Here is a 19,723-nt window from a genome sequence, read left to right as displayed (position 1 = left end):
CGCGGTGATCACGTGCTTCAGCGGTAGTCGCGGCCGAAGTCGTAGTCGTCCAGCGGGACCGCGGCGCCCGTGCCCGTGCCGAAGACGTCCGGCGTGTAGTAGCCGTCGTCGTAGCTCGGGATCGCGTACGCCGCCGCACGCGCCTCCTCGGTCGGCTGCACCTGGATGTTCCGGTACCGGTTGATGCCGGTGCCGGCCGGGATCAGCTTGCCGATGATCACGTTCTCCTTCAGGCCGATGAGCTTGTCCGACCGGCCGTTGATCGCGGCGTCGGTCAGGACCCTCGTCGTCTCCTGGAAGGAGGCCGCCGACAGCCACGAGTCCGTGGCCAGCGACGCCTTCGTGATGCCCATCAGCACCGGACGGCCGGCGGCGGGCTCGCCGCCCTCGGCCACCACGGCCCGGTTGCCCGACTCGAACTCCGCGCGCTCGACCAGCGAGCCCGGCAGGAACTCGGTCGCACCCGAGTCGATGATCGTCACCCGGCGCAGCATCTGCCGGACGATGACCTCGATGTGCTTGTCGTGGATCGCCACACCCTGGGCCCGGTAGACCTTCTGGACCTCCTGCACCAGGTGCAGCTGGGCCTCGCGGGGACCCATCACGCGCAGCACCTCGTGCGGGTCGGGCGTGCCCTCCAGCAGCTGCTGGCCCACGTGCACGTGGTCGCCGTCCTGCAGCGGACCGGTGGCCGTGTTCGCGAGCCGCTGCCGCTTGGACAGCTTCTCGAAGACGATCTCCTCCGACCCGTCGTCCGGGATGAGGGTGATCTTCCAGAACCGGTCGCCGTCCTCGATGCGCACCCGGCCGTCGACGTCCGCGATGGGCGCCTTGCCCTTCGGCACGCGGGCCTCGAACAGCTCCTGCACGCGGGGCAGACCCGTGGTGATGTCGTCACCGGCGACACCACCCTGGTGGAACGTGCGCATGGTCAGCTGCGTGCCCGGCTCACCGATGGACTGCGCGGCGACGATGCCGACGGCCTCGCCGACGTCGACCAGCTTGCCGGTCGCCATCGAACGGCCGTAGCAGGACGCGCACACGCCGACCGCCGACTCGCAGGTCAGCACCGAGCGCACCTTGACCCTGGTCACGCCCGCCTCGACGAGCGTCGCCAGCGCCGGGTCGCCCAGGTCGTCACCGCGGTTGAGCACGACGTTGCCGTCGGCGTCGGTGATGTCCTCGGCGATGGTCCGCGCGTACACGCTGGTCTGCGCGAACTCGTGCAGCACGACCTTGTCGCCCTGCCGCTCGCCGACCGTCATGTTCACGCCGCGGCTGGTGCCGCAGTCGACCTCGCGGATGATGACGTCCTGCGACACGTCCACCAGACGACGGGTCAGGTAACCCGAGTCGGCGGTCCGCAGCGCGGTGTCGGCCAGACCCTTGCGGGCGCCGTGCGTGGCGATGAAGTACTCCAGCACCGACAGGCCCTCGCGGAACGAGTTCTTGATCGGCCGCGGGATGTACTCGCCCTTCGGGTTGGTCACCAGGCCGCGCATGCCGGCCAGCGACCGGACCTGGGTCATGTTGCCCGCCGCCCCGGACTTCACGATCATGCGGATCGAGTTGTCCTCGGGGAAGTTGGCCTCCATGACCTCGGCGACCTCTTCGGTGGCCTTGGTCCACACCTTGACCAGCTCGTTGTTGCGCTCGGTGTAGGAGAGCTGACCGCGCTGGTAGCGCTTCTCCACCGCGTCGGCGAGCTTCTCGTACTCGTCCAGGATGCCCTGCTTGGCCTCCGGAACGAGCACGTCGGAGATCGCGACCGTGACGCCCGACCGGGTGGCCCAGTAGAAACCGGCGTCCTTCAGCTTGTCCAGCGTCCGGGCGACGGTGACCATCGGGTACCGCTCGGCGAGGTCGTTGATGACCGTGGCCTGCCGCTTCTTCGGCATGACCTCGTTCAGGTACGGGTAGTCCTGCGGCAGGATCTCGTTGAACAGCGCCCGGCCCAGGGTGGTCTCGGCCAGCCACGGCTGACCGGGCTCCCAGCCCTCCGGCTCCTGGCCCTTCGGCGGGTTCTTGTCCGAGATCCGGATCTTGACCAGCGCCTGCAGGCCCAGCACCTTCCGGTCGAAGGCCATCTGCGCCTCGGCCGGCGACGAGAACGCGTGGCCCTCGCCGAGGTCGCCCGGCTTGTGCCGGGTCAGGTGGTACAGGCCGGTCACCATGTCCAGGCGCGGCATGGCCAGCGGCTTGCCCGACGCGGGCGAGAGGATGTTGTTCGACGACAGCATCAGCACGCGCGCCTCGGCCTGCGCCTCGGCGGACAGCGGCAGGTGGACCGCCATCTGGTCACCGTCGAAGTCCGCGTTGAACGCCTCGCAGACCAGCGGGTGCAGCTGGATGGCCTTGCCCTCGACCAGCTGCGGCTCGAAGGCCTGGATGCCGAGGCGGTGCAGCGTGGGCGCGCGGTTGAGCAGCACCGGGTGCTCGGTGATGACCTCTTCCAGCACGTCCCACACGGCCGGGCGGGCGCGCTCGACCATGCGCTTGGCCGACTTGATGTTCTGCGCGTGGTTGAGGTCCACCAGCCGCTTCATCACGAACGGCTTGAACAGCTCCAGCGCCATCTGCTTGGGCAGGCCGCACTGGTGCAGCTTCAGCTGCGGGCCGACCACGATGACCGAACGGCCGGAGTAGTCGACGCGCTTGCCGAGCAGGTTCTGGCGGAACCGGCCCTGCTTGCCCTTGAGCAGGTCGGACAGCGACTTGAGCGGGCGGTTGCCCGGACCGGTCACCGGCCGGCCGCGGCGGCCGTTGTCGAACAGCGCGTCGACGGCCTCCTGCAGCATCCGCTTCTCGTTGTTGACGATGATCTCGGGCGCGCCGAGGTCGATCAGCCTCTTGAGGCGGTTGTTGCGGTTGATGACGCGGCGGTACAGGTCGTTCAGGTCGGAGGTCGCGAAGCGGCCACCGTCGAGCTGCACCATCGGGCGCAGGTCCGGCGGGATGACCGGCACGCAGTCCAGCACCATGCCCTGCGGGCTGTTGCGGGTCGCCTGGAAGGCGGCCACGACCTTCAGCCGCTTGAGGGCGCGCAGCTTCTTCTGGCCCTTGCCGCTGCGGATGGTCTCCCGCAGCACGTCGGCCTCGGCGTCCACGTCGTAGTCACCCAGCAGCTTCTGGATGGCCTCGGCGCCCATGGCGCCGGTGAAGTAGTCGCCGTAGCGGTCGTACAGCTCGCGGTAGAGCAGCTCGTCCGCGATGAGCTGGGCCTTCTCCAGCTTGGTGAAGGTGGACCAGATCTCGTCGAGGCGGTCCAGCTCGCGCTGGGCGCGGTCGCGGATCTGCCGCATCTCGCGCTCGCCGCCCTCCTTGACCTTGCGGCGGACGTCGGACTTGGCGCCCTCCGCCTCCAGCTCGGCCAGGTCGGCTTCCAGCTTCTGCGCCCGCGCCTCGACGTCGGCGTCGCGCTTGTTCTCCACGCGCTTGCGCTCGACCTGCATCTCGCTCTCGAGCGTCGGCAGGTCGTTGTGGCGCAGCTCGGTGTTCACGCCCACGATGACGTAGGCGGCGAAGTAGATGATCTTCTCGAGGTCCTTGGGGGCCAGGTCGAGCAGGTAGCCCAACCGGCTCGGGACGCCCTTGAAGTACCAGATGTGCGTGACCGGCGCGGCCAGTTCGATGTGGCCCATGCGCTCGCGCCGCACCTTGGCACGGGTCACCTCGACGCCGCAGCGCTCGCAGATGATGCCCTTGAAGCGCACCCGCTTGTACTTGCCGCAGTAGCACTCCCAGTCCCGGGTGGGACCGAAGATCTTCTCGCAGAACAAGCCGTCCTTCTCCGGCTTGAGCGTGCGGTAGTTGATGGTCTCGGGCTTCTTGACCTCGCCGTAGGACCACTGGCGGATGTCGTCCGCGGTCGCGAGACCGATGCGAAGCTCATCGAAGAAGTTGACGTCGAGCACGTCTACTCTCTTCCCCTTTTTGGTTCGGTGCTGCGTGGGGTGCTGGTGGCTGGGTCACCGGGGGCCGCCCGCGACGGGGCGCGCCCCCGGTGACCGGCGAGCGTCAGTTGACGACGTCGTCCACGGACGGCGACTCGGACCTCGACAGGTTGATGCCGAGGTTCGCGGCCGCGCGCTCGAGGTCTTCGTCGTCGCCGTCGCGCATCTCGATCGCGGCGCCGTCCGAGGACAGCACCTCGACGTTGAGGCACAGCGACTGCAACTCCTTGAGCAGCACCTTGAAGGACTCCGGGATGCCCGGTTCCGGGATGTTCTCGCCCTTGACGATGGCCTCGTAGACCTTCACGCGGCCCAACACGTCGTCCGACTTGATGGTCAGCAGCTCCTGCAGCGTGTACGCCGCGCCGTAGGCCTGCATCGCCCAGCACTCCATCTCACCGAAGCGCTGGCCGCCGAACTGCGCCTTACCGCCCAGCGGCTGCTGCGTGATCATCGAGTACGGGCCGGTGGAGCGGGCGTGGATCTTGTCGTCCACCAGGTGGCCGAGCTTGAGGATGTACATGTAGCCGACCGACACCGGGTACGGGAACGGCTCGCCGCTGCGGCCGTCGAGCAGGACGGCCTTGCCGTCCTCCTTGACCATCCGCTCGCCGTCCCGGTTGGGCCGGGTCGAGGCCAGCAGGCCCATCAGCTCGTCCTCGCGCGCGCCGTCGAAGACCGGGGTGGCGGTCTTCGTGCCCGGCTCCACGTCGTACAGCTCCGACGGCAGGTCCTTCGCCCAGTCCGCGTCGCCGTCGATGCTCCAGCCCTGCTTGGCGATCCACCCGAGGTGGGTCTCCAACACCTGGCCGATGTTCATGCGGCGCGGCACGCCGTGCGTGTTCAGCACGATGTCGACCGGGGTGCCGTCCTCCAGGAACGGCATGTCCTCGACCGGCAGGATCTTGCCGATGACGCCCTTGTTGCCGTGGCGGCCGGCGAGCTTGTCGCCGTCCTGGATCTTGCGCTTCTGGGCGACGTAGACGCGGACCAGCTCGTTCACGCCGGGGGGCAGCTCGTCGTCGTCCTCGCGGCTGAACACGCGGATGCCGATGACCTTGCCGTACTCGCCGTGCGGCACCTTCAGCGACGTGTCGCGCACCTCGCGGGCCTTCTCGCCGAAGATCGCGCGCAGCAGGCGCTCCTCCGGGGTCAGCTCGGTCTCGCCCTTCGGAGTGACCTTGCCGACCAGGATGTCGCCCGGCTGGACCTCGGCGCCGATGCGGATGATGCCGCGCTCGTCGAGGTCGGCCAGGACCTCCTCGGAGACGTTCGGGATGTCCCGGGTGATCTCCTCGGCGCCCAGCTTGGTGTCGCGCGCGTCGATCTCGTGCTCCTCGATGTGGATCGAGGTCAGGACGTCGTCCTGGACGATCCGCTGGGAGAGGATGATCGCGTCCTCGTAGTTGTGGCCCTCCCACGGCATGATCGCGACGAGCAGGTTCTTGCCCAGCGCCATCTCGCCGTTCTCGGTGCACGGGCCGTCGGCCAGGACCTGGCCCTCCTGCACCCGGTCGCCCTCGTTCACGATGGGCTTCTGGTTGATGCAGCTGCCCTGGTTGGACCGGCGGAACTTGTGCAGCGCGTAGGTCTGCCGCGAGCCGTCGTCGGCCATGACCGTGACGTAGTCGGCGGAGATCTCCTCGACCACACCGGTCTTCTTGGCCACGACCACGTCACCGGCGTCGACCGCGACGCGCAGCTCCATGCCGGTGCCCACCAGCGGCGACTCGCTGCGCAGCAGCGGCACCGCCTGGCGCTGCATGTTCGCGCCCATCAGGGCGCGGTTGGCGTCGTCGTGCTCCAGGAACGGGATGAGCGCGGTCGCCGCGGACACCATCTGGCGCGGGGAGACGTCCATGTAGTCGACGTCGCCCGGGTCGACGAACTCGACCTCGCCGCCCTTCTTGCGGACCAGGACGCGGTCCTCGAGGAAGTTGCCGTCGGCGTCGATCCTGGCGTTCGCCTGCGCCTTGACGTACCGGTCCTCCTCGTCCGCGGTCAGGTAGTCGACCTGGTCGGTGACCCGGCCGTCGACGACCTTGCGGTACGGCGTCTCGATGAAGCCGAACGGGTTGACCCGCGCGAACGAGGACAGCGAGCCGATCAGGCCGATGTTCGGGCCTTCCGGCGTCTCGATCGGGCACATGCGGCCGTAGTGCGACGGGTGGACGTCGCGGACCTCCATGCCGGCCCGCTCCCGGGACAGACCGCCGGGGCCCAGCGCCGACAGGCGGCGCTTGTGGGTCAGGCCCGCGAGCGGGTTGATCTGGTCCATGAACTGCGAGAGCTGGGAGGTGCCGAAGAACTCCTTGATCGCCGCCACCACCGGGCGGATGTTGATCAGGGTCTGCGGCGTGATGGCCTCGACGTCCTGGGTCGTCATGCGCTCGCGGACGACGCGCTCCATGCGGGACAGGCCGACCCGGATCTGGTTCTGGATCAGCTCGCCGACGGTGCGCAGGCGGCGGTTGCCGAAGTGGTCGATGTCGTCGACCTCGACGGGCACCTCGACGTCGCCGGGCTTCATCGTCGTCTCACCCGCGTGCAGGCGCACCAGGTACTCGATCGTGGTGACGATGTCTTCCTCGGTCAGCACGCCCGTGGTGATCGGGGTGTTGAGGCCCAGCTTCTTGTTGACCTTGTACCGGCCAACCTTCGCCAGGTCGTAGCGCTTGTCCTTGAAGAAGAGGTTCTCCAGCAGCGCCTGCGCGGACTCCTTCGTCGGCGGCTCGCCCGGACGCAGCTTGCGGTAGATGTCGAGCAACGCCTCGTCGGTGCCCGCGGTGTGGTCCTTCTCCAGCGTCGTCAGCAGCGTCTCGCTGAACGAGAAGCGCTCGCGGATCTGCTCGGTGGTCCAACCCAGGGCCTTCAGCAGCACGGTCACCGGCTGGCGGCGCTTGCGGTCGATGCGGACACCCACGGTGTCGCGCTTGTCGACGTCGAACTCCAGCCAGGCACCCCGGGACGGGATGATCTTGACGCTGAAGACGTCCTTGTCGGTCGTCTTGTCGATCGCGGTGTCGTAGTAGACACCCGGCGAGCGGACGAGCTGGGAGACCACGACCCGCTCGGTGCCGTTGATGATGAACGTGCCCTTGTCGGTCATCATCGGGAAGTCACCCATGAACACCGTCTGGCTCTTGATCTCGCCGGTGGTGTGGTTGGTGAACTCCGCCGTGACGAACAACGGGGCGGCGTACGTCATGTCCTTGTCCTTGCACTCCTCGGTCGAGGCTTTCACCTCGTCGAAGCGCGGGTCGGAGAAGGAGAGCGACATCGAGCCGGAGAAGTCCTCGATCGGGGAGATCTCGTTCAAGACCTCCTCGAGGCCGCCCGTCGGCGCCTCGTCACCTTCGTCGACGCGGCGCTGGAACCACGCCTCGTCGCCGGTGAGCCATTCGAACGACTGGATCTGCAGGTCGAGCAGGTTGGGCGTCTGAAGCGGTTCGTGGATCTTCGCGAAAGAGACTCGCTTCGGCGCTCCGGGAATCCCCGACGTGGAGTTGGTCGCAGCAGTGGCCTTGGTCGCGCGAGAGATCGCCAAGATGCGTCCTTCCAGGGACAGGTAGCTGGCTAGTCAGCGGAACTAGCACGGCTGTCAAGGGTGCGGCGATGCCCGGCAATCCAGCTCTCGGCGAAGGGCAAACGGAAAGAGGGCAGCGCAAAGGAGCAGTCTAGCCACGGACGCGGCAACTGTCGAGAGGCACCTGGAAGGACCTTTCTCGTGCTCACCGACAGAGTGACCCCGCTGACGCTCACAGTCAAGATGCCACGCGGCGATCACTCCACTGGCGCAAGGCGCGATGACGCGCTGTTACCGCTGCGACCTGCGAAAATACATGGACGTGAGCAAAGGTGAACCTTTGGCGGGTGTTCCGACCCCGAAGGGAGAGAGTGGCGATTCCGTTCGGTCACCGGCCTGAAAATGTGGTGCAGATCACGTTGTGCGGAGGTGTGGAATCGGGTTCGCGGTCCTGAGTGGACGCCCCGGGCGCGCCGGCGTCAGCACTTGGAGGTCTCGGCCGCCTGGTCGCCGGTCTGGCCGAACATCTCCATGTTGTCGACCTTCCACCGGCCGTCGACCTTCCGCGCGCCGACCCGCATCATGGCGATGCCGCCGCCGCTCTGGTTGTCGGTGGTGCGGGTGGTGACCTGGTCGAGGAACAGCAGCACCGTGGCGCGGTCGCCGTCGAGCGAGGTCACACCGCTGGACACGGCCTTCACCGTGACCACGAGCTTCTGCTCCGGCGCGAGCGCGCGGACCGGCCCGAAGATCGCGTTGTACTGGCACTGGGCCTTGCCGACCAGCAGCTCGTTGGCCGCCTTCTCGGTGGCGGCGACGTCGGCGAAGTTGTAGGAGAACGCCTTCTCGACCGCCTCCCGGGCCTGCCCGGCCACCTCGGTCGTGCCCGCGCTGTCCACCAGGGCCTGGTTGTAGGCGACCTCGCCCGCCTGCCGCTGGAACCACCAGCCGAGGCCGGCCAGGAGCGCGGCCACCACGACCAGGGCGACGGGCAGGGCCAGGCCGGAGCGGGCGCGTGCCCGGCCCGCGTCGGACCCGGCCTCGTCGGACGGGGTGCGGTCCGGCTCGGGGTCGGTCGGCACGCTCGGCGCGACGGCCTCACCGGTGCGCTTGCGGCGGCCGGTCGGTCGGGGTCGCGGCGAGGGCTCGGCGGGCGCGACGGCCGCGTCGGCGTCCTCTCCGGGCTCGATCAGGCCGGTGACCTCGGTCGACCGCGGATCCGGAGCAGCCGGCGGCTCCTCGTCCGAAAGCCCGGCGCCCGGATCCGCCACGCCCGGTTCGACAACACCCGAACGGTCGGTGTGCGGACCTTCGGCGCCCGAACCACCGGCGGGCGGATCCTGGGTGGCCGAACCGGTGACCTCGTCCTCGACCCGCTTGGCGGGTGCGCCCTGGTCGGCACGTTTGCGCAGGCCGGCGACGCGCGGCCGGGCGGTCGGCGGGGTCGGGACGGGGCGGCGGCGGGACGGTGGCACTGACGTCATCTCCTCGGTTCACGCGCCGCCGGGCGCGACCGGCCCCAACGCGCTGAGCTTCCAACCGGCGTCGGTGCGGGTCAGGTCCGTCTGGTACCGGTTGACCTTCTTCACCGCCTGCCCGCCCTCCGGCGTCACCGTGGTCTCCACGACGGCGATCAGGTGCGCCTTCCCGGCCCGCGCGTCCAGCTCCGTCACGGCCGCGTCCAGCACCCGGCTCACGGTGACCGTCCTGGCGTCCTCGATCTGCTTGCGGCGGGTCTCCCGGCCGTCCTCGATCTCGGCGCGCAGGTCGCCGGTGGACGTGTCCAGCCACCGGTCGAGGTCCTCGTCGACCTTCTTGTAGTCGAGGGTGGTGAAGTTGGCGATCCCGACCTGCCCGACCCGCAGCACCTCGTCCCGCTCCCGCGAGAACGCCACCGAGTCGTTGGCGGACGCGCTCCACCACGACACCCCGGCCCACACCGCGTAGCCGAGCGCCACCACGGCGAGCACCGCCGCGACGGGCAGCGACCAGCGTCGAACGTCCATCGTCCCTCCTCAGCCCGGCAGACCGAGCAACTGCCCCAGGCTGGTCAGCAGCGGCGCCTCGGCGGCGGCCTCGCCCGGGGCCGGCTCGCGCCCCGGCTGCGACGTGGCGTCGCCGGTGGGTGTGGCGGCCGGGGTGCCACCGTAAGGCGCGTTCTGGGCGCCGCGCACGCCGGTCGCGCTGCCGCGGGCCAACGCGCAGTAGGCCCCGGTGTTCAACTCGGCCGGCGTGGTGTCGGTGCCCTGCCGGATCGTGGTGCCCTCGTAGCCGACGGTGCAGGTCGGCGGGTCGAACAGGTTCAGGGCCAGCCCGAAGTGCGCGCCCGTGCCGTCGCCCTTGGCCACGCTGAACCCGCCGCCGACGACGATCGGGTAGGTGACGGCGATCTGCTCCAGCCCGTCCAACCGGGTGACCAGGATGTTCCCGGTGGTCAGCAGGTTGGCCAGGACCACGCCGAGGTTGGGCCCGCTCTCCCGCAGCAGCGCCGAGACCTGCTCGGCGGCCTGCGGCGACACCCCGATGAGCCGCCGGAGGTCGGGGTCGGAGTCCTTCAGCCGCTCGGCCAGCGCCCGCAGGTCGGCGGCGAACGACCTGATCGCCCCGCCCTGCTCGGCCTGCGTGGTCAGCGCGGTCAGCCCGCTGTCGAGCAGCGCCTCGGTCTGCGGCAGGTGCTCGGTCGCGGCCCGGGTGAACGCCTGCGCGTTGTCCAGCAGCACCTGCAGGTCCGGCCCGGTGCCGTTGAACGCCAGGTCCAGCTCGTCCACCACGGTGCGCAGCGACTCGGCGGGCACCGACCTGGCGAACGCGTCGAGGTTGGTCAGCAGGCCGTCCACCGGCGGCGGGGTCCGGGTCGCCGAGCGCGGGATGACCGACCCGGCGGCCAGGAACGGCCCGTCCTCGCCGCGCGGGCGCAGGTCGACGTACTGCTCGCCCACCGCGGACCGGTTCGCGACCACGGCCTCCAGGTCGGCCGGGATGGCCGGCGCGTCCGGGGCGATGTCGAGGTCGGCCTCCAGCCCGTCGGCGGTCAGCCGCATCGGCCCGACCCGGCCCACGGCGACGCCGCGGTAGGTGACCTCGGCGTTGGTGAACAGGCCGCCGGAGTCGGCGAGCTGCACCGTCACCACGTACCCGGACGAGCCGAACACGCGGCCGAGCCCGACGTACCGCGCGCCGACGTAGCTCACGCCGACCAGGGCGATCAGCAGGAACGCGCCGATCTGCAGCTTGATCCGGCCCGGGATCACCGCCCACCCCCGAGCAGTCCGCCGAGCAGGTCGCCCAGCCCCGACGTGCCGGGCACGCCGGGCAGCGGCAGGTTCGGCAGGGGCAGCGGCAGGGACGGCGCGGTCGTGTTCCCGCCCGGCAGGCCGGGCAGGGTCGGCAGCGGGGACTGCCGGGAGCGGCCCAGGTTGTCCACCACCGTGCCCAGGTTCAGGTCGATGTCGGCGTACATGTTCGTGTAGTCGCCCTTGATGCCGTCCACCGCCGCGTCCGGGAACGGGTACGTCAGCAGCAGCTCGAACGCGTTGGGCAGGTTCGTGCCCGCCTCGGCCAGCTTCCGGAGCGTGGGCGTCAGCGCCTTGAGGTCGGCCACGATGTCGTCCTTGGACTTGGTGACGGTGTCCACCGCGACGTCGGACAGGGCGTCGAGCGACTGGAGCAGCGTGACGAGCTGGGTGCGCTGCTCGGTGAGCACCCTCAGGCCCGGCTCCAGCCCGTCGAGGACGCCGGTGATCTGCTCGCGCTGGGCGCTCAGCGTGCCGCCGAGCCGGTTGAGGCCGTCCAGCGCGCGGGTGATCTCGCCCTTGTGCGCGTCGAGGTCGCCGACCAGCGTGTTCAGGTTGGCCAGCAGCGACCGGACCTCCGGCTCGTTGCCCTCCAGGGCCGCGTTCAGCTCCCGGCTGATGTCCTGGAGCTGGGCGATGCCGCCGCCGTTGAGCAGCATGGACAGCGCGCCGAAGACCTCTTCGACCTCGGGGTTGCGGTTGGTCCGCTCGACCGGGATGACCGAGCCGTCGGTCAACGTGCCCTCCTCCCGGCCCTCCGCCGGGCGCGCCAGCTCCACGTACTTCTCGCCGAGCAGCGCGGACTGGCGCAGCCGGGCGACGGCGTTGCCGGGCAGCTCCACGTCGCCGTTGACCAGCACGGTCACCTCGGCGGTCCAGCCGTCCGCGCCCAGGTCGATCCGGTCGACCCGGCCGACGGGCACGTCGTTGACCTTCACGCCCGCCTGCGGCACGAGGTCCAGCACGTCCTTGAACCGCACCTTCACCGCGTACGGCCGGTCGCCGACGTCCGCGCCGCCGGGCAGCGGCAGGTTGTAGACGCCGTCGAAGCCGCCCGTGCCGCAGCCGGCCAGCACCGTCAACGCGCCCGTCACGAGCACCGCGCCCAGGACCCGCCTCACCGGGGCACCCCCGCGAGCGGCAGGGGCAGCGGCAGCTTGCCCTGGGACAGGTCGGTCAGCACTTCCGCGGGCGTCTTGAGCGGCACCGCGCCGGTGAGCAGCGGCTCCAGCTGCCGGCACGTCTCGGCGAGCACGCCCGGCACCCGGCCCGGCTCGATGCCCTGCACGAGCTTGCAGACCAGCACGATCGGCGGCTGGTTCAGCTCGTTGATGTTGGCCCGGGCGTCGAGCGTGCCGGACGCCGCGTTGTAGGCGTTCTGCAGGTTGCCCAGGGCCAGCGGCCCGACGTCGAGCGCCTCGGCCAGCGACGCGCGCTGGTCGACCAGCACCCGGGTGATGCCCGCGAGCTTGTCGACGTTGGACTTGAGCACGGCCCGGTTGTCCTGGATGAACCCCTGCACCTGGCCGAGCGCGGAAGCCAGCTCGTTCAGCGCGCCGGCCAGGTTCTCCCGCTCGTCGGCGAGGAACCCGGCGACCTCGGCGAGCTGCCGGTTGACGTCGCGCACCTGGCCGTCGTTCGCGGCCAGCATGCCGGTGAACTTCTGCAGGTTGTCCACGGTGCCGAACAGGTCGTCCTTCGAGCCGGACAGCGTGCGGGTCGCCTCGCCGAGCTGCTTGACGGTCTCGCCGAGCGCCTGCCCGTTGCCCTGGAGGGTGGCCGCGGCGGAGTCCAGCAGGTCCGACAGCGCGCCGTCCCGGTTGGCGCCGTTCGGGCCGAGCGCGGTGGTCAGCTCGTCGAGGCTCGCGTACAGCTCGTCCAGCTCGACCGGGGTGGCGGTGCGCTCGCGCGGGATGGTGGCGCCGTCGCCCAGCACGTCGCCGCCGGTGTAGGCGGGCGCGAGCTGCACGTACCGGTCGCTGACCACGCTGGGCGCGACCACGACCGCCCGCGCGGCGGCGGGCACCGGCACCGAGCGGTCGATCGACATCACGACCTTCACCACCTCGCCCTGCGGCGCGACGTCCTCGATCGTGCCGACCCGCACGCCGAGGACCCGCACGTCCGAGCCGGGGTAGACGCCGACGGCCGCGCCGAACCAGGCGGTCACCCGGCGGCTCTCCGCGCCGACGAACACCCACCACATCACGGCCGCGGCCACCAGCACGAGCACGCAGGCGATCGCCGCGACCCGGACCAGGTCGCGGCCGGCCTTCGTCACCGCCATCAGTTGCCTCCCCCGGAGGGTTGCCGCTGCACGCCCGGCGGGAGGCAGCCCTCTTCGTTGAAGCCGACCACGCCGAGGTTCACCGACGGCGGCAGCAGGCCGCAGATGTAGACGTCGAACCAGCGGCCGTTGCCCAGGGTGTTGGCGAACACCCGGAAGAACGGGCCCATCAGCGCCAGGCTGCGGTCGAGCGTGTCCTGGTTGCGCTGGAGCATCGTGGTGACCCGGTCGAGCTGCTCCAGCGCGGGCCGCAGCTGGGCCGTGTTGTCCGCGACCAGGCCGGTCAGCTCCCGGGACAGGGCACGGGTGCCGGTCAGCAGCGCCCCGATCGCGTCGCGCCGCTTGCGCAGCTCCGCCAGCAGCAGGTTGCCGTCCGCGAGCAGCTTCTCGAACTGCTCGTTGCGGTCGGCCAGGGTCTTGGTGATCTCGTTGGTGTTGGCCAGCAGCTTCGCCAGCTGGTCGTCGCGCGAGGAGATCGTCTTCGACAGCGCGGACAGCCCGTCCAACGCGCCGCGCACGCTCTCCGCCGAGCCCTGGAAGGTCTCCGACAGGACCTGGAAGCTGTCCGCGAGCTGCCGGGTGTCGATCTGGCCGACCGTGGTCGCCAGGCCGTTGAACGCCTCCTGCACGTCGTACGGCGACAGGGTGCGCTCGCGCGGGATCGGCTCGCCCGGGTCCAGCGGCTGCGACCCCTGCGGGTCCAGCGCCAGGAACTTCTGCCCGAGCAGGGTCTTGATCCGGATCACCGCGGTCGTGCGGTCGCCCACCCAGGCGTCCTTCACCCGGAACGACACCTTCACCCGGTCGCCCGCCAGCTCGACCTTGGTCACCTTGCCGACCTTCACGCCGGCCACGCGCACCTCGTTCGCCGGGACCAGGCCCGCGGCCTCGGTGAACTCCGCGGAGTACGTGGTGCCGCCGCCGATGATCGGCAGCTCGTCGGAGTTGAAGGCGGCGAGCAGCAGCAGGGCGATGACGGTGAGGCTCACCACGCCGACGGTCACCGGGTTGCGTTCGGTCTTCACCTGCGACACCTCGGCTGCGTGACCGGCAGGGCCGTGATCGGGATCGGGTCGTTGATGATCGGCGGCACGGCGACCTGCCCCGTGCCCTCGCACAGGAAGAAGTTGAACCACGAGCCGTAGGACGCGGTCCGCGACATCGCCTCGATCTTGGTGGGCAGGTTCCGGATGACGCCCTCCACGACCGCCTCGTTGTCCGCCAGCGTCTGCGACACCAGGCCCAGGTGGGCGATGTCGTCCTTCAACGGCTGCCGCGACTGGTTGAGCAGGTCGGCCGTCGTCGTGGTGAGGTCGCCCATCGCGCTGATCGCCTCACCGATCGGCTGCCGGTCGGCCGCGAGGCCCGTCGTCAGCTCCTGCACCGTCGTGACCAGCGCGGACACCTGCTCGCTGCGCGAGTTGACGGTGTCCAGCACGGTGTTGAGGTTGTCGATCACCTCGCCGATCACCCGGTCGCGGCTCGCCAGCGTGGACGTCAGCGACGCGGTGTGGCGCAGGAGGCTGTCGATCGTGCCGCCCTCGCCCTGCAGGACCTTGATGATCTCCTCGGACAGCCGGTTCACGTCCTCCGGGTTGAGCGCCTGGAACAGCGGCTTGAACCCGTTGAACAGCACGGTCAGGTCGAGCGCCGGCTTGGTGCGCTCCAGGGGGATCACGTCGCCGGGCCGGAGCGGGGACGCGTCGCCCACGCCGTGCTCCAGCGCGACGTACCGCTGGCCGACGAGGTTGCGGTACTTGATCGTGGCGGTGACCGAGGCGGGCAGCGTGCGGTCGCCCTCCAGCGAGAACTCCACCTCCGCCAACCGCCGGTCCACCACGCGGATGCGCTCCACCTGGCCGACCCGGACGCCCGCGATGCGGACGTCGTCGCCCTCGTTGAGCGCCGTCACGTCGGTGAACCGGGCGGTGTAGTCGGTGGCGCCGGTGAAGCCGGTGTTCGAGATCGTCACCGCCAGCAGCGCGGTCGCCAGGACGGTGACGGCGGCGAACACGGCCAGCTTGACCAGCGGCGCGGCCAGGGACCTCACGCGGTCACCTCCGCTCCCCGGTACAGGGGGCCGAGCAGCAGCGCGGTGAAGCTCGGCATCTCGTCCTCGTGGAGCCCGAACTGCGGCGCGAGCAGCGCGGCCAGGAAGTCCTGCTCGGCCGGCGAGTTGGCCAGCGACGGCACGCCCGTGAACGACGACGGGGCCGTGGTGCCGTCCCGGATCACGCCGGCGTCGGGCGGCAGCACGCCGTCGGCCGCGACGCGGGCGGGCGGCGGCGACGTCGAGCCGTCCTTCACCGGGCCGTCCGGCGGGTACTGCGGGAACGGGTCCGGCCGCGGCACGATGTCGTAGCAGCGCGGGCCGCGCTTGTCGGCGTATTCCGGGTCGTCCTTGCCGGGCTCGTACTTGCCGCGGTTGGCGGTGATCTCCAGGGTGATGTGCAGGCCGGGCTCGTCGGTGCCCTTGCCGAACACCTCGTCCATGATCGGCTTGAACTCGGTCAGGCCCTTGAGCAGGCACGGGTACTCGGGCGCGTACTTCGCCAGCAGCTCCAGCGTCGGCCGGCTCACGTCGGAGAGCTGGATCAGGTTGTTCTTGTTCACCGCGAGGAAGCTGTTCAGGTCCAGCGCGGTCGTGGTCAGCGTGCCGTAGAGGGCCAGCAGGTTCTCCCGCTGCTCGACCAGCGTGCGGCTCGTCGTGGTGGCGTCCGACAGCGCCCGCACCAGGTCGGGCGCGGCGTCGGCGTAGACGTCGGAGACGTCGGCGAGGCGGCTGATGCCCTCCTTGAGCTTCGGCAGCTGCGGGTTGAACTCGCCGAGGTAGGCGTCGAGCTGCACGAGCGTCTCGCCCAGCGGCTTGCCCCGGTTCTCCAGCGCCTGCGACATCGCGGTCAGCGTGGTGGCCAGCTTCTCCGGCTGCACGGCCTGGAGCACCGGCATCAGGTCGTCGAGGACGCGTTCCAGCTCGACGGCGCTGCTGGAGCGGTCCTGCTCGATGACCGCGCCCTCGCTCAGCGGCGCTGCCCGTTCCGCGGGCAGCACCAGGTTCACGTACCGCTCGCCGAACAGGGTCTTCGGCAGCAGGCGCGCCGAGACGTTGCCGGGGATGTGCCGCACCTGCTCGGGGTCGAGCGCCAGCTCCAGCTCCGCGCCGTCGCCGGAGGTGCGGATGCCCTCCACCCGGCCGACGACCATGCCGCGGACCTTGACGTCGGAGTCGACCAGCAGCTGGTTGCCCACCCGGTCGGTCTTCAGCGTCACCTTCACGACCTCGGTGAACGCGTCGTTGTACAGCGCCACCGTGAACGAGAGGAACAGGGCGATGACCGCGAGCAGCACGACGCCCAGGAGCCTGCGCCTCAGCATGTCACCGCCTCCGCGGAGAAGAACACGTCGGCAGCACCGATCGCCGCCTCCGCGGGAAAGAACACGTCGGCAGCACCAGTCGCCGCCTCCGCGGGGAAAAGCACGTCGGCAGCACCGGTCGCCGCCTCCGCGGGGAAGAACACGTCGGCAGCACCGGTCGCCGCCTCCGCGGGAAAGAGCACGTCGGCAGCACCGGTCGCCGCCTCCGCGGGAAAGAGCACGTCGGCGGTCATCCCGCGATCCTCACCGTCGTCGTGGTACCCCAGATGGCCAGGCTCAGGAAGAAGTCCAGCAGGGCCGTCGTCACGATCGCCGTGCGCACCGCGCGGCCCACCGCCACGCCGACCCCGGCGGGCCCGCCGCTGGCGCGGTAGCCGTAGTAGCAGTGCGTCAGGATGATCACGACGGCGAAGACGAGCACCTTGCCGAACGACCAGAGCACGTCGACCGGGGGTAGGAACAGGTTGAAGTAGTGGTCGTAGGTGCCCGCCGACTGCCCGTAGAACTCGACCGTGATGAACCGGGCCGCCAGGTACGACGTCAGCAGGCCGATCACGTACAGCGGGATGATCGCGACGAAGCCCGCGATGATCCGCGTGGTGACCAGGAACGGCAGGCTGGGGACGCCCATGACCTCCAGCGCGTCGATCTCCTCGGAGATCCGCATCGCGCCGAGCTGCGCGGTGAAGCCGGAGCCCACGGTGGCGCTGAGCGCGAGGCCCGCGACCAGGGGCGCGATCTCGCGGGTGTTGAAGTAGGCCGACACGAAGCCCGCGAACGCCGACGTGCCGATCTGGTTGAGCGCGGTGAAGCCCTGCAGGCCCACGACGGTGCCGGTGAACACCGACAGGCCGACCATCACGCCGATCGTGCCGCCGATGACGGCCAGCGCGCCCGACCCGAAGCTCACCTCGGCCAGCAGCCGCAGCGTCTCGCGCAGGTACCGGGTCAGCGTGCGCGGCGTCCAGCACAGCGCCCGCAGGTAGAACCACAGCTGGTCGCCGAGGGTGTCGAGCACGGACAGCGGCGCGTTGGCCGCCTTGCGGAACCGCTCGTTGATCGTGGCCATCTCAGCTCCCCTTCGCCGGGACGACCTGGAGGTAGATCGTGGTGAGCACGAAGTTCACGAAGAACAGCAGCAGGAACGTGATGACCACGGCCTGGTTCACCGCGTCGCCGACGCCCTTCGGCCCACCGGCCGGGTTCAGCCCGCGGTAGGCGGCCACGATGCCCGCGATGAACCCGAAGACCAGGGCCTTGATCTCGGAGATCCACAGGTCCGGCAGCTGCGCCAGGGCGCTGAAGCTCGCCAGGTACGCGCCCGGCGTGCCGTCCTGGAGGATCACGTTGAAGAAGTAGCCGCCCATCACGCCGACGACGCTGACCATGCCGTTGAGCAGCACGCTGACCAGCATCGCGGCCAGCACGCGCGGCACGACCAGGCGCTGGATCGGCGAGACGCCCAGCACCTCCATCGCGTCGATCTCCTCGCGGATCTTGCGCGAGCCGAGGTCCGCGCAGATCGCCGAGCCGCCCGCGCCCGCGATGAGCAGCGCCGTGACGATCGGGCTGGCCTGCTGGATGATCGCCAGCACGCTCGCCGCGCCCGTGAACGACTGCGCGCCGATCTGCCGGGTCAGCGAGCCGATCTGGAGCGCGATCACCGCGCCGAACGGGATCGACACCAGGGCCGTCGGCAGCACGGTCACGCTCACCACGAACCAGCACTGCTGGATGAACTCCCGCAGCTGGAACGGGCGGCGGAACGTGTTGCGGACGACGTCGATGCCCAGGGCGAACATCCGCCCGGTCTCGCGCAGCGCGCCCACGCCGGGGAACGCCGCCGGAGCGCTCACAGCACGCCCCCGCGCCGGGGCCACGGGGTCGGGGCCCCCGGGTTGGCGATGATCGGCCCGGTCCGCTCGCCCGCGTCGGCCATCGCGCGGTAGTGCAGGCGCTCCTCCGGCGTGAGGCTCGCGATGATGCCCTGCTGCGCCTCCGGCGGCAGGGTGTGCAGGATGCTCATCACCCGGTCCTTGCGCCGGCGGACCGCGCCGCGCGGCGGGAGGCCGGGCGTCGGTTCGAGCTGCGGCACGACGCCGCGCACGTCCTCGTCCGGCGAGCCGTCCGAGTGGCCCGCGTCGCGGTGCGCCAGCTCGGCGGCCATCGTGGCCTGGTCCTTCTCCTCCGACATGCCGATCGGCCCGATGCGGCGGCCGTTGAGGAACTGCTCGACCACCGGCTCGTCGCTGGTCAGCAGCACCTCGCGGGGGCCGAACATGACCAGCTCGCGGCGGAACAGCATGCCGAGGTTGTCCGGCACGGTGCGGGCCACGGTGATGTTGTGGGTGACGATCAGGATCGTGGCGTCGATCTGCGCGTTCAGGTCGATGAGCAGCTGGCTGAGGTAGGCCGTGCGGACCGGGTCCAGGCCGGAGTCCGGCTCGTCGCACAGGATGATCTCGGGGTCGAGCACCAGGGCGCGGGCGAGGCCCGCCCGCTTGCGCATGCCGCCGGAGATCTCGCCGGGGAGCTTCTTCTCCGCGCCGACGAGGCCGACCATCTCCATCTTCTCCAGCACGATCCGCCGGACCTCGGCCTCGGTCTTGCGGGTGTGCTCGCGCAGCGGGAAGGCGACGTTGTCGAAGAGGTTCATCGAGCCGAACAGCGCGCCGTCCTGGAACAGGACGCCGAACAGCTTCCGGATCTCGTAGAGCTTGCGCTCGGAGCAGCGGACCAGGTCGACGCCGTTGATGACGATCCGGCCCCGCTCCGGTTTCAGCAGCCCGACCAGGGATTTCAGGAAGACGGACTTGCCCGTGCCCGACGGGCCGAGCATCACGCTGACCTCGCCCGGGGGGAGGGTGAGCGTGACGTCCCGCCAGATGGTCTGCTTGCCGAAGGACTTGGTCAGGCCCTCGACGACCACCTCGACGCCCATCGCACCTCCCGGTCCCGGCCGACTTCGCCCGACGCCGGACAGGCCGGCGTCATACCGGTGCAACGAGGCCGCCTCGACGTGGTTACTCACCAGTTGGGTTAACCGTGGTCTCGGATGGGTAACGGTGTGCGCCCGCTCACCCCGCTACCCACCCCGCGATCACCGATGGTGGGCCGGCGCGCGCGGAGCGGTCAACATCACGGGCCGCAGACGGCAAGAAGGCGGGGCCCCCGGGCCGGGTGCCCGGGATCCGGGCGCCCACCCCCCGCGCGGGCTGACCCCCCGCGCGGCGGGGCGCGTCCCGCAGCTCGAACGTGCCGGTGAACACCCGGCCGCGGACCTTGACGG

The 19,723-nt window shown here is 70.4% G+C and carries 14 protein-coding genes; all 14 read right to left on the bottom strand.

Annotation, left to right across the window (positions count from 1 at the left end):
- Positions 1-17: 17 nt before the first annotated feature.
- A complete protein-coding gene (locus tag ACFXGA_RS15690; RefSeq protein WP_378088315.1) occupies positions 18-3,914 on the bottom strand; it encodes a DNA-directed RNA polymerase subunit beta' in 3,897 nt (1,298 codons plus the stop codon).
- A 103-nt stretch (positions 3,915-4,017) separates the two neighbouring features.
- Positions 4,018-7,500: a DNA-directed RNA polymerase subunit beta gene (locus ACFXGA_RS15685; protein WP_378088313.1), complete on the bottom strand. Its 3,483-nt coding sequence runs from the start codon at positions 7,498-7,500 to the stop codon at positions 4,018-4,020.
- A 458-nt stretch (positions 7,501-7,958) separates the two neighbouring features.
- A complete protein-coding gene (locus tag ACFXGA_RS15680) occupies positions 7,959-8,963 on the bottom strand; it encodes a hypothetical protein (RefSeq protein ID WP_378088311.1) in 1,005 nt (334 codons plus the stop codon).
- 9 nt (positions 8,964-8,972) lie between these two features.
- Positions 8,973-9,485 (bottom strand): hypothetical protein, encoded by a 513-nt coding sequence (locus ACFXGA_RS15675; protein WP_378088309.1) that lies wholly within the window; start codon positions 9,483-9,485, stop codon positions 8,973-8,975.
- Between the two features lie 9 nt (positions 9,486-9,494).
- On the bottom strand, positions 9,495-10,730 hold the full coding sequence (locus ACFXGA_RS15670; protein ID WP_378088307.1) for an MCE family protein: 1,236 nt from the start codon (positions 10,728-10,730) through the stop codon (positions 9,495-9,497).
- Entirely contained in the window at positions 10,727-11,893 is a 1,167-nt protein-coding gene (locus tag ACFXGA_RS15665) for an MCE family protein (RefSeq protein ID WP_378088305.1), read from the bottom strand. Before ACFXGA_RS15665 ends, ACFXGA_RS15670 begins: the two co-directional genes overlap by 4 nt.
- Positions 11,890-13,059, bottom strand: a complete 1,170-nt coding sequence (locus tag ACFXGA_RS15660) for an MCE family protein (protein ID WP_378088303.1) — start codon at positions 13,057-13,059, stop codon at positions 11,890-11,892. The genes ACFXGA_RS15665 and ACFXGA_RS15660 overlap by 4 nt, the downstream gene beginning before the upstream one ends.
- Positions 13,059-14,084: an MCE family protein gene (locus ACFXGA_RS15655; RefSeq protein WP_378088301.1), complete on the bottom strand. Its 1,026-nt coding sequence runs from the start codon at positions 14,082-14,084 to the stop codon at positions 13,059-13,061. The genes ACFXGA_RS15660 and ACFXGA_RS15655 overlap by 1 nt, the downstream gene beginning before the upstream one ends.
- Positions 14,081-15,109 carry an MCE family protein gene (locus ACFXGA_RS15650; protein WP_378088299.1) on the bottom strand — a complete coding sequence of 343 codons (1,029 nt, stop codon included), beginning with the start codon at positions 15,107-15,109 and terminating at the stop codon, positions 14,081-14,083. Before ACFXGA_RS15650 ends, ACFXGA_RS15655 begins: the two co-directional genes overlap by 4 nt.
- A complete protein-coding gene (locus ACFXGA_RS15645) occupies positions 15,106-16,434 on the bottom strand; it encodes an MCE family protein (RefSeq protein WP_378088297.1) in 1,329 nt (442 codons plus the stop codon). The genes ACFXGA_RS15650 and ACFXGA_RS15645 overlap by 4 nt, the downstream gene beginning before the upstream one ends.
- Positions 16,428-16,667 carry a hypothetical protein gene (locus tag ACFXGA_RS15640; protein ID WP_378088295.1) on the bottom strand — a complete coding sequence of 80 codons (240 nt, stop codon included), beginning with the start codon at positions 16,665-16,667 and terminating at the stop codon, positions 16,428-16,430. The genes ACFXGA_RS15645 and ACFXGA_RS15640 overlap by 7 nt, the downstream gene beginning before the upstream one ends.
- Positions 16,664-17,503, bottom strand: a complete 840-nt coding sequence (locus ACFXGA_RS15635) for an MlaE family ABC transporter permease (RefSeq protein WP_378088293.1) — start codon at positions 17,501-17,503, stop codon at positions 16,664-16,666. The genes ACFXGA_RS15640 and ACFXGA_RS15635 overlap by 4 nt, the downstream gene beginning before the upstream one ends.
- A gap of 1 nt (position 17,504) precedes the next feature.
- A complete protein-coding gene (locus ACFXGA_RS15630; RefSeq protein ID WP_378088376.1) occupies positions 17,505-18,236 on the bottom strand; it encodes an MlaE family ABC transporter permease in 732 nt (243 codons plus the stop codon).
- 50 nt (positions 18,237-18,286) lie between these two features.
- Entirely contained in the window at positions 18,287-19,375 is a 1,089-nt protein-coding gene (locus tag ACFXGA_RS15625; RefSeq protein WP_378088291.1) for an ABC transporter ATP-binding protein, read from the bottom strand.
- Between the last annotated feature and the right edge of the window lie 348 nt (positions 19,376-19,723).

The organism is Actinosynnema sp. NPDC059335 (assembly GCF_042752395.1).
GTDB lineage: Bacteria > Actinomycetota > Actinomycetes > Mycobacteriales > Pseudonocardiaceae > Actinosynnema.
Note: the sequence above shows the minus strand (reverse complement) of the source record. Positions and strands in the feature narration are given on the sequence as shown.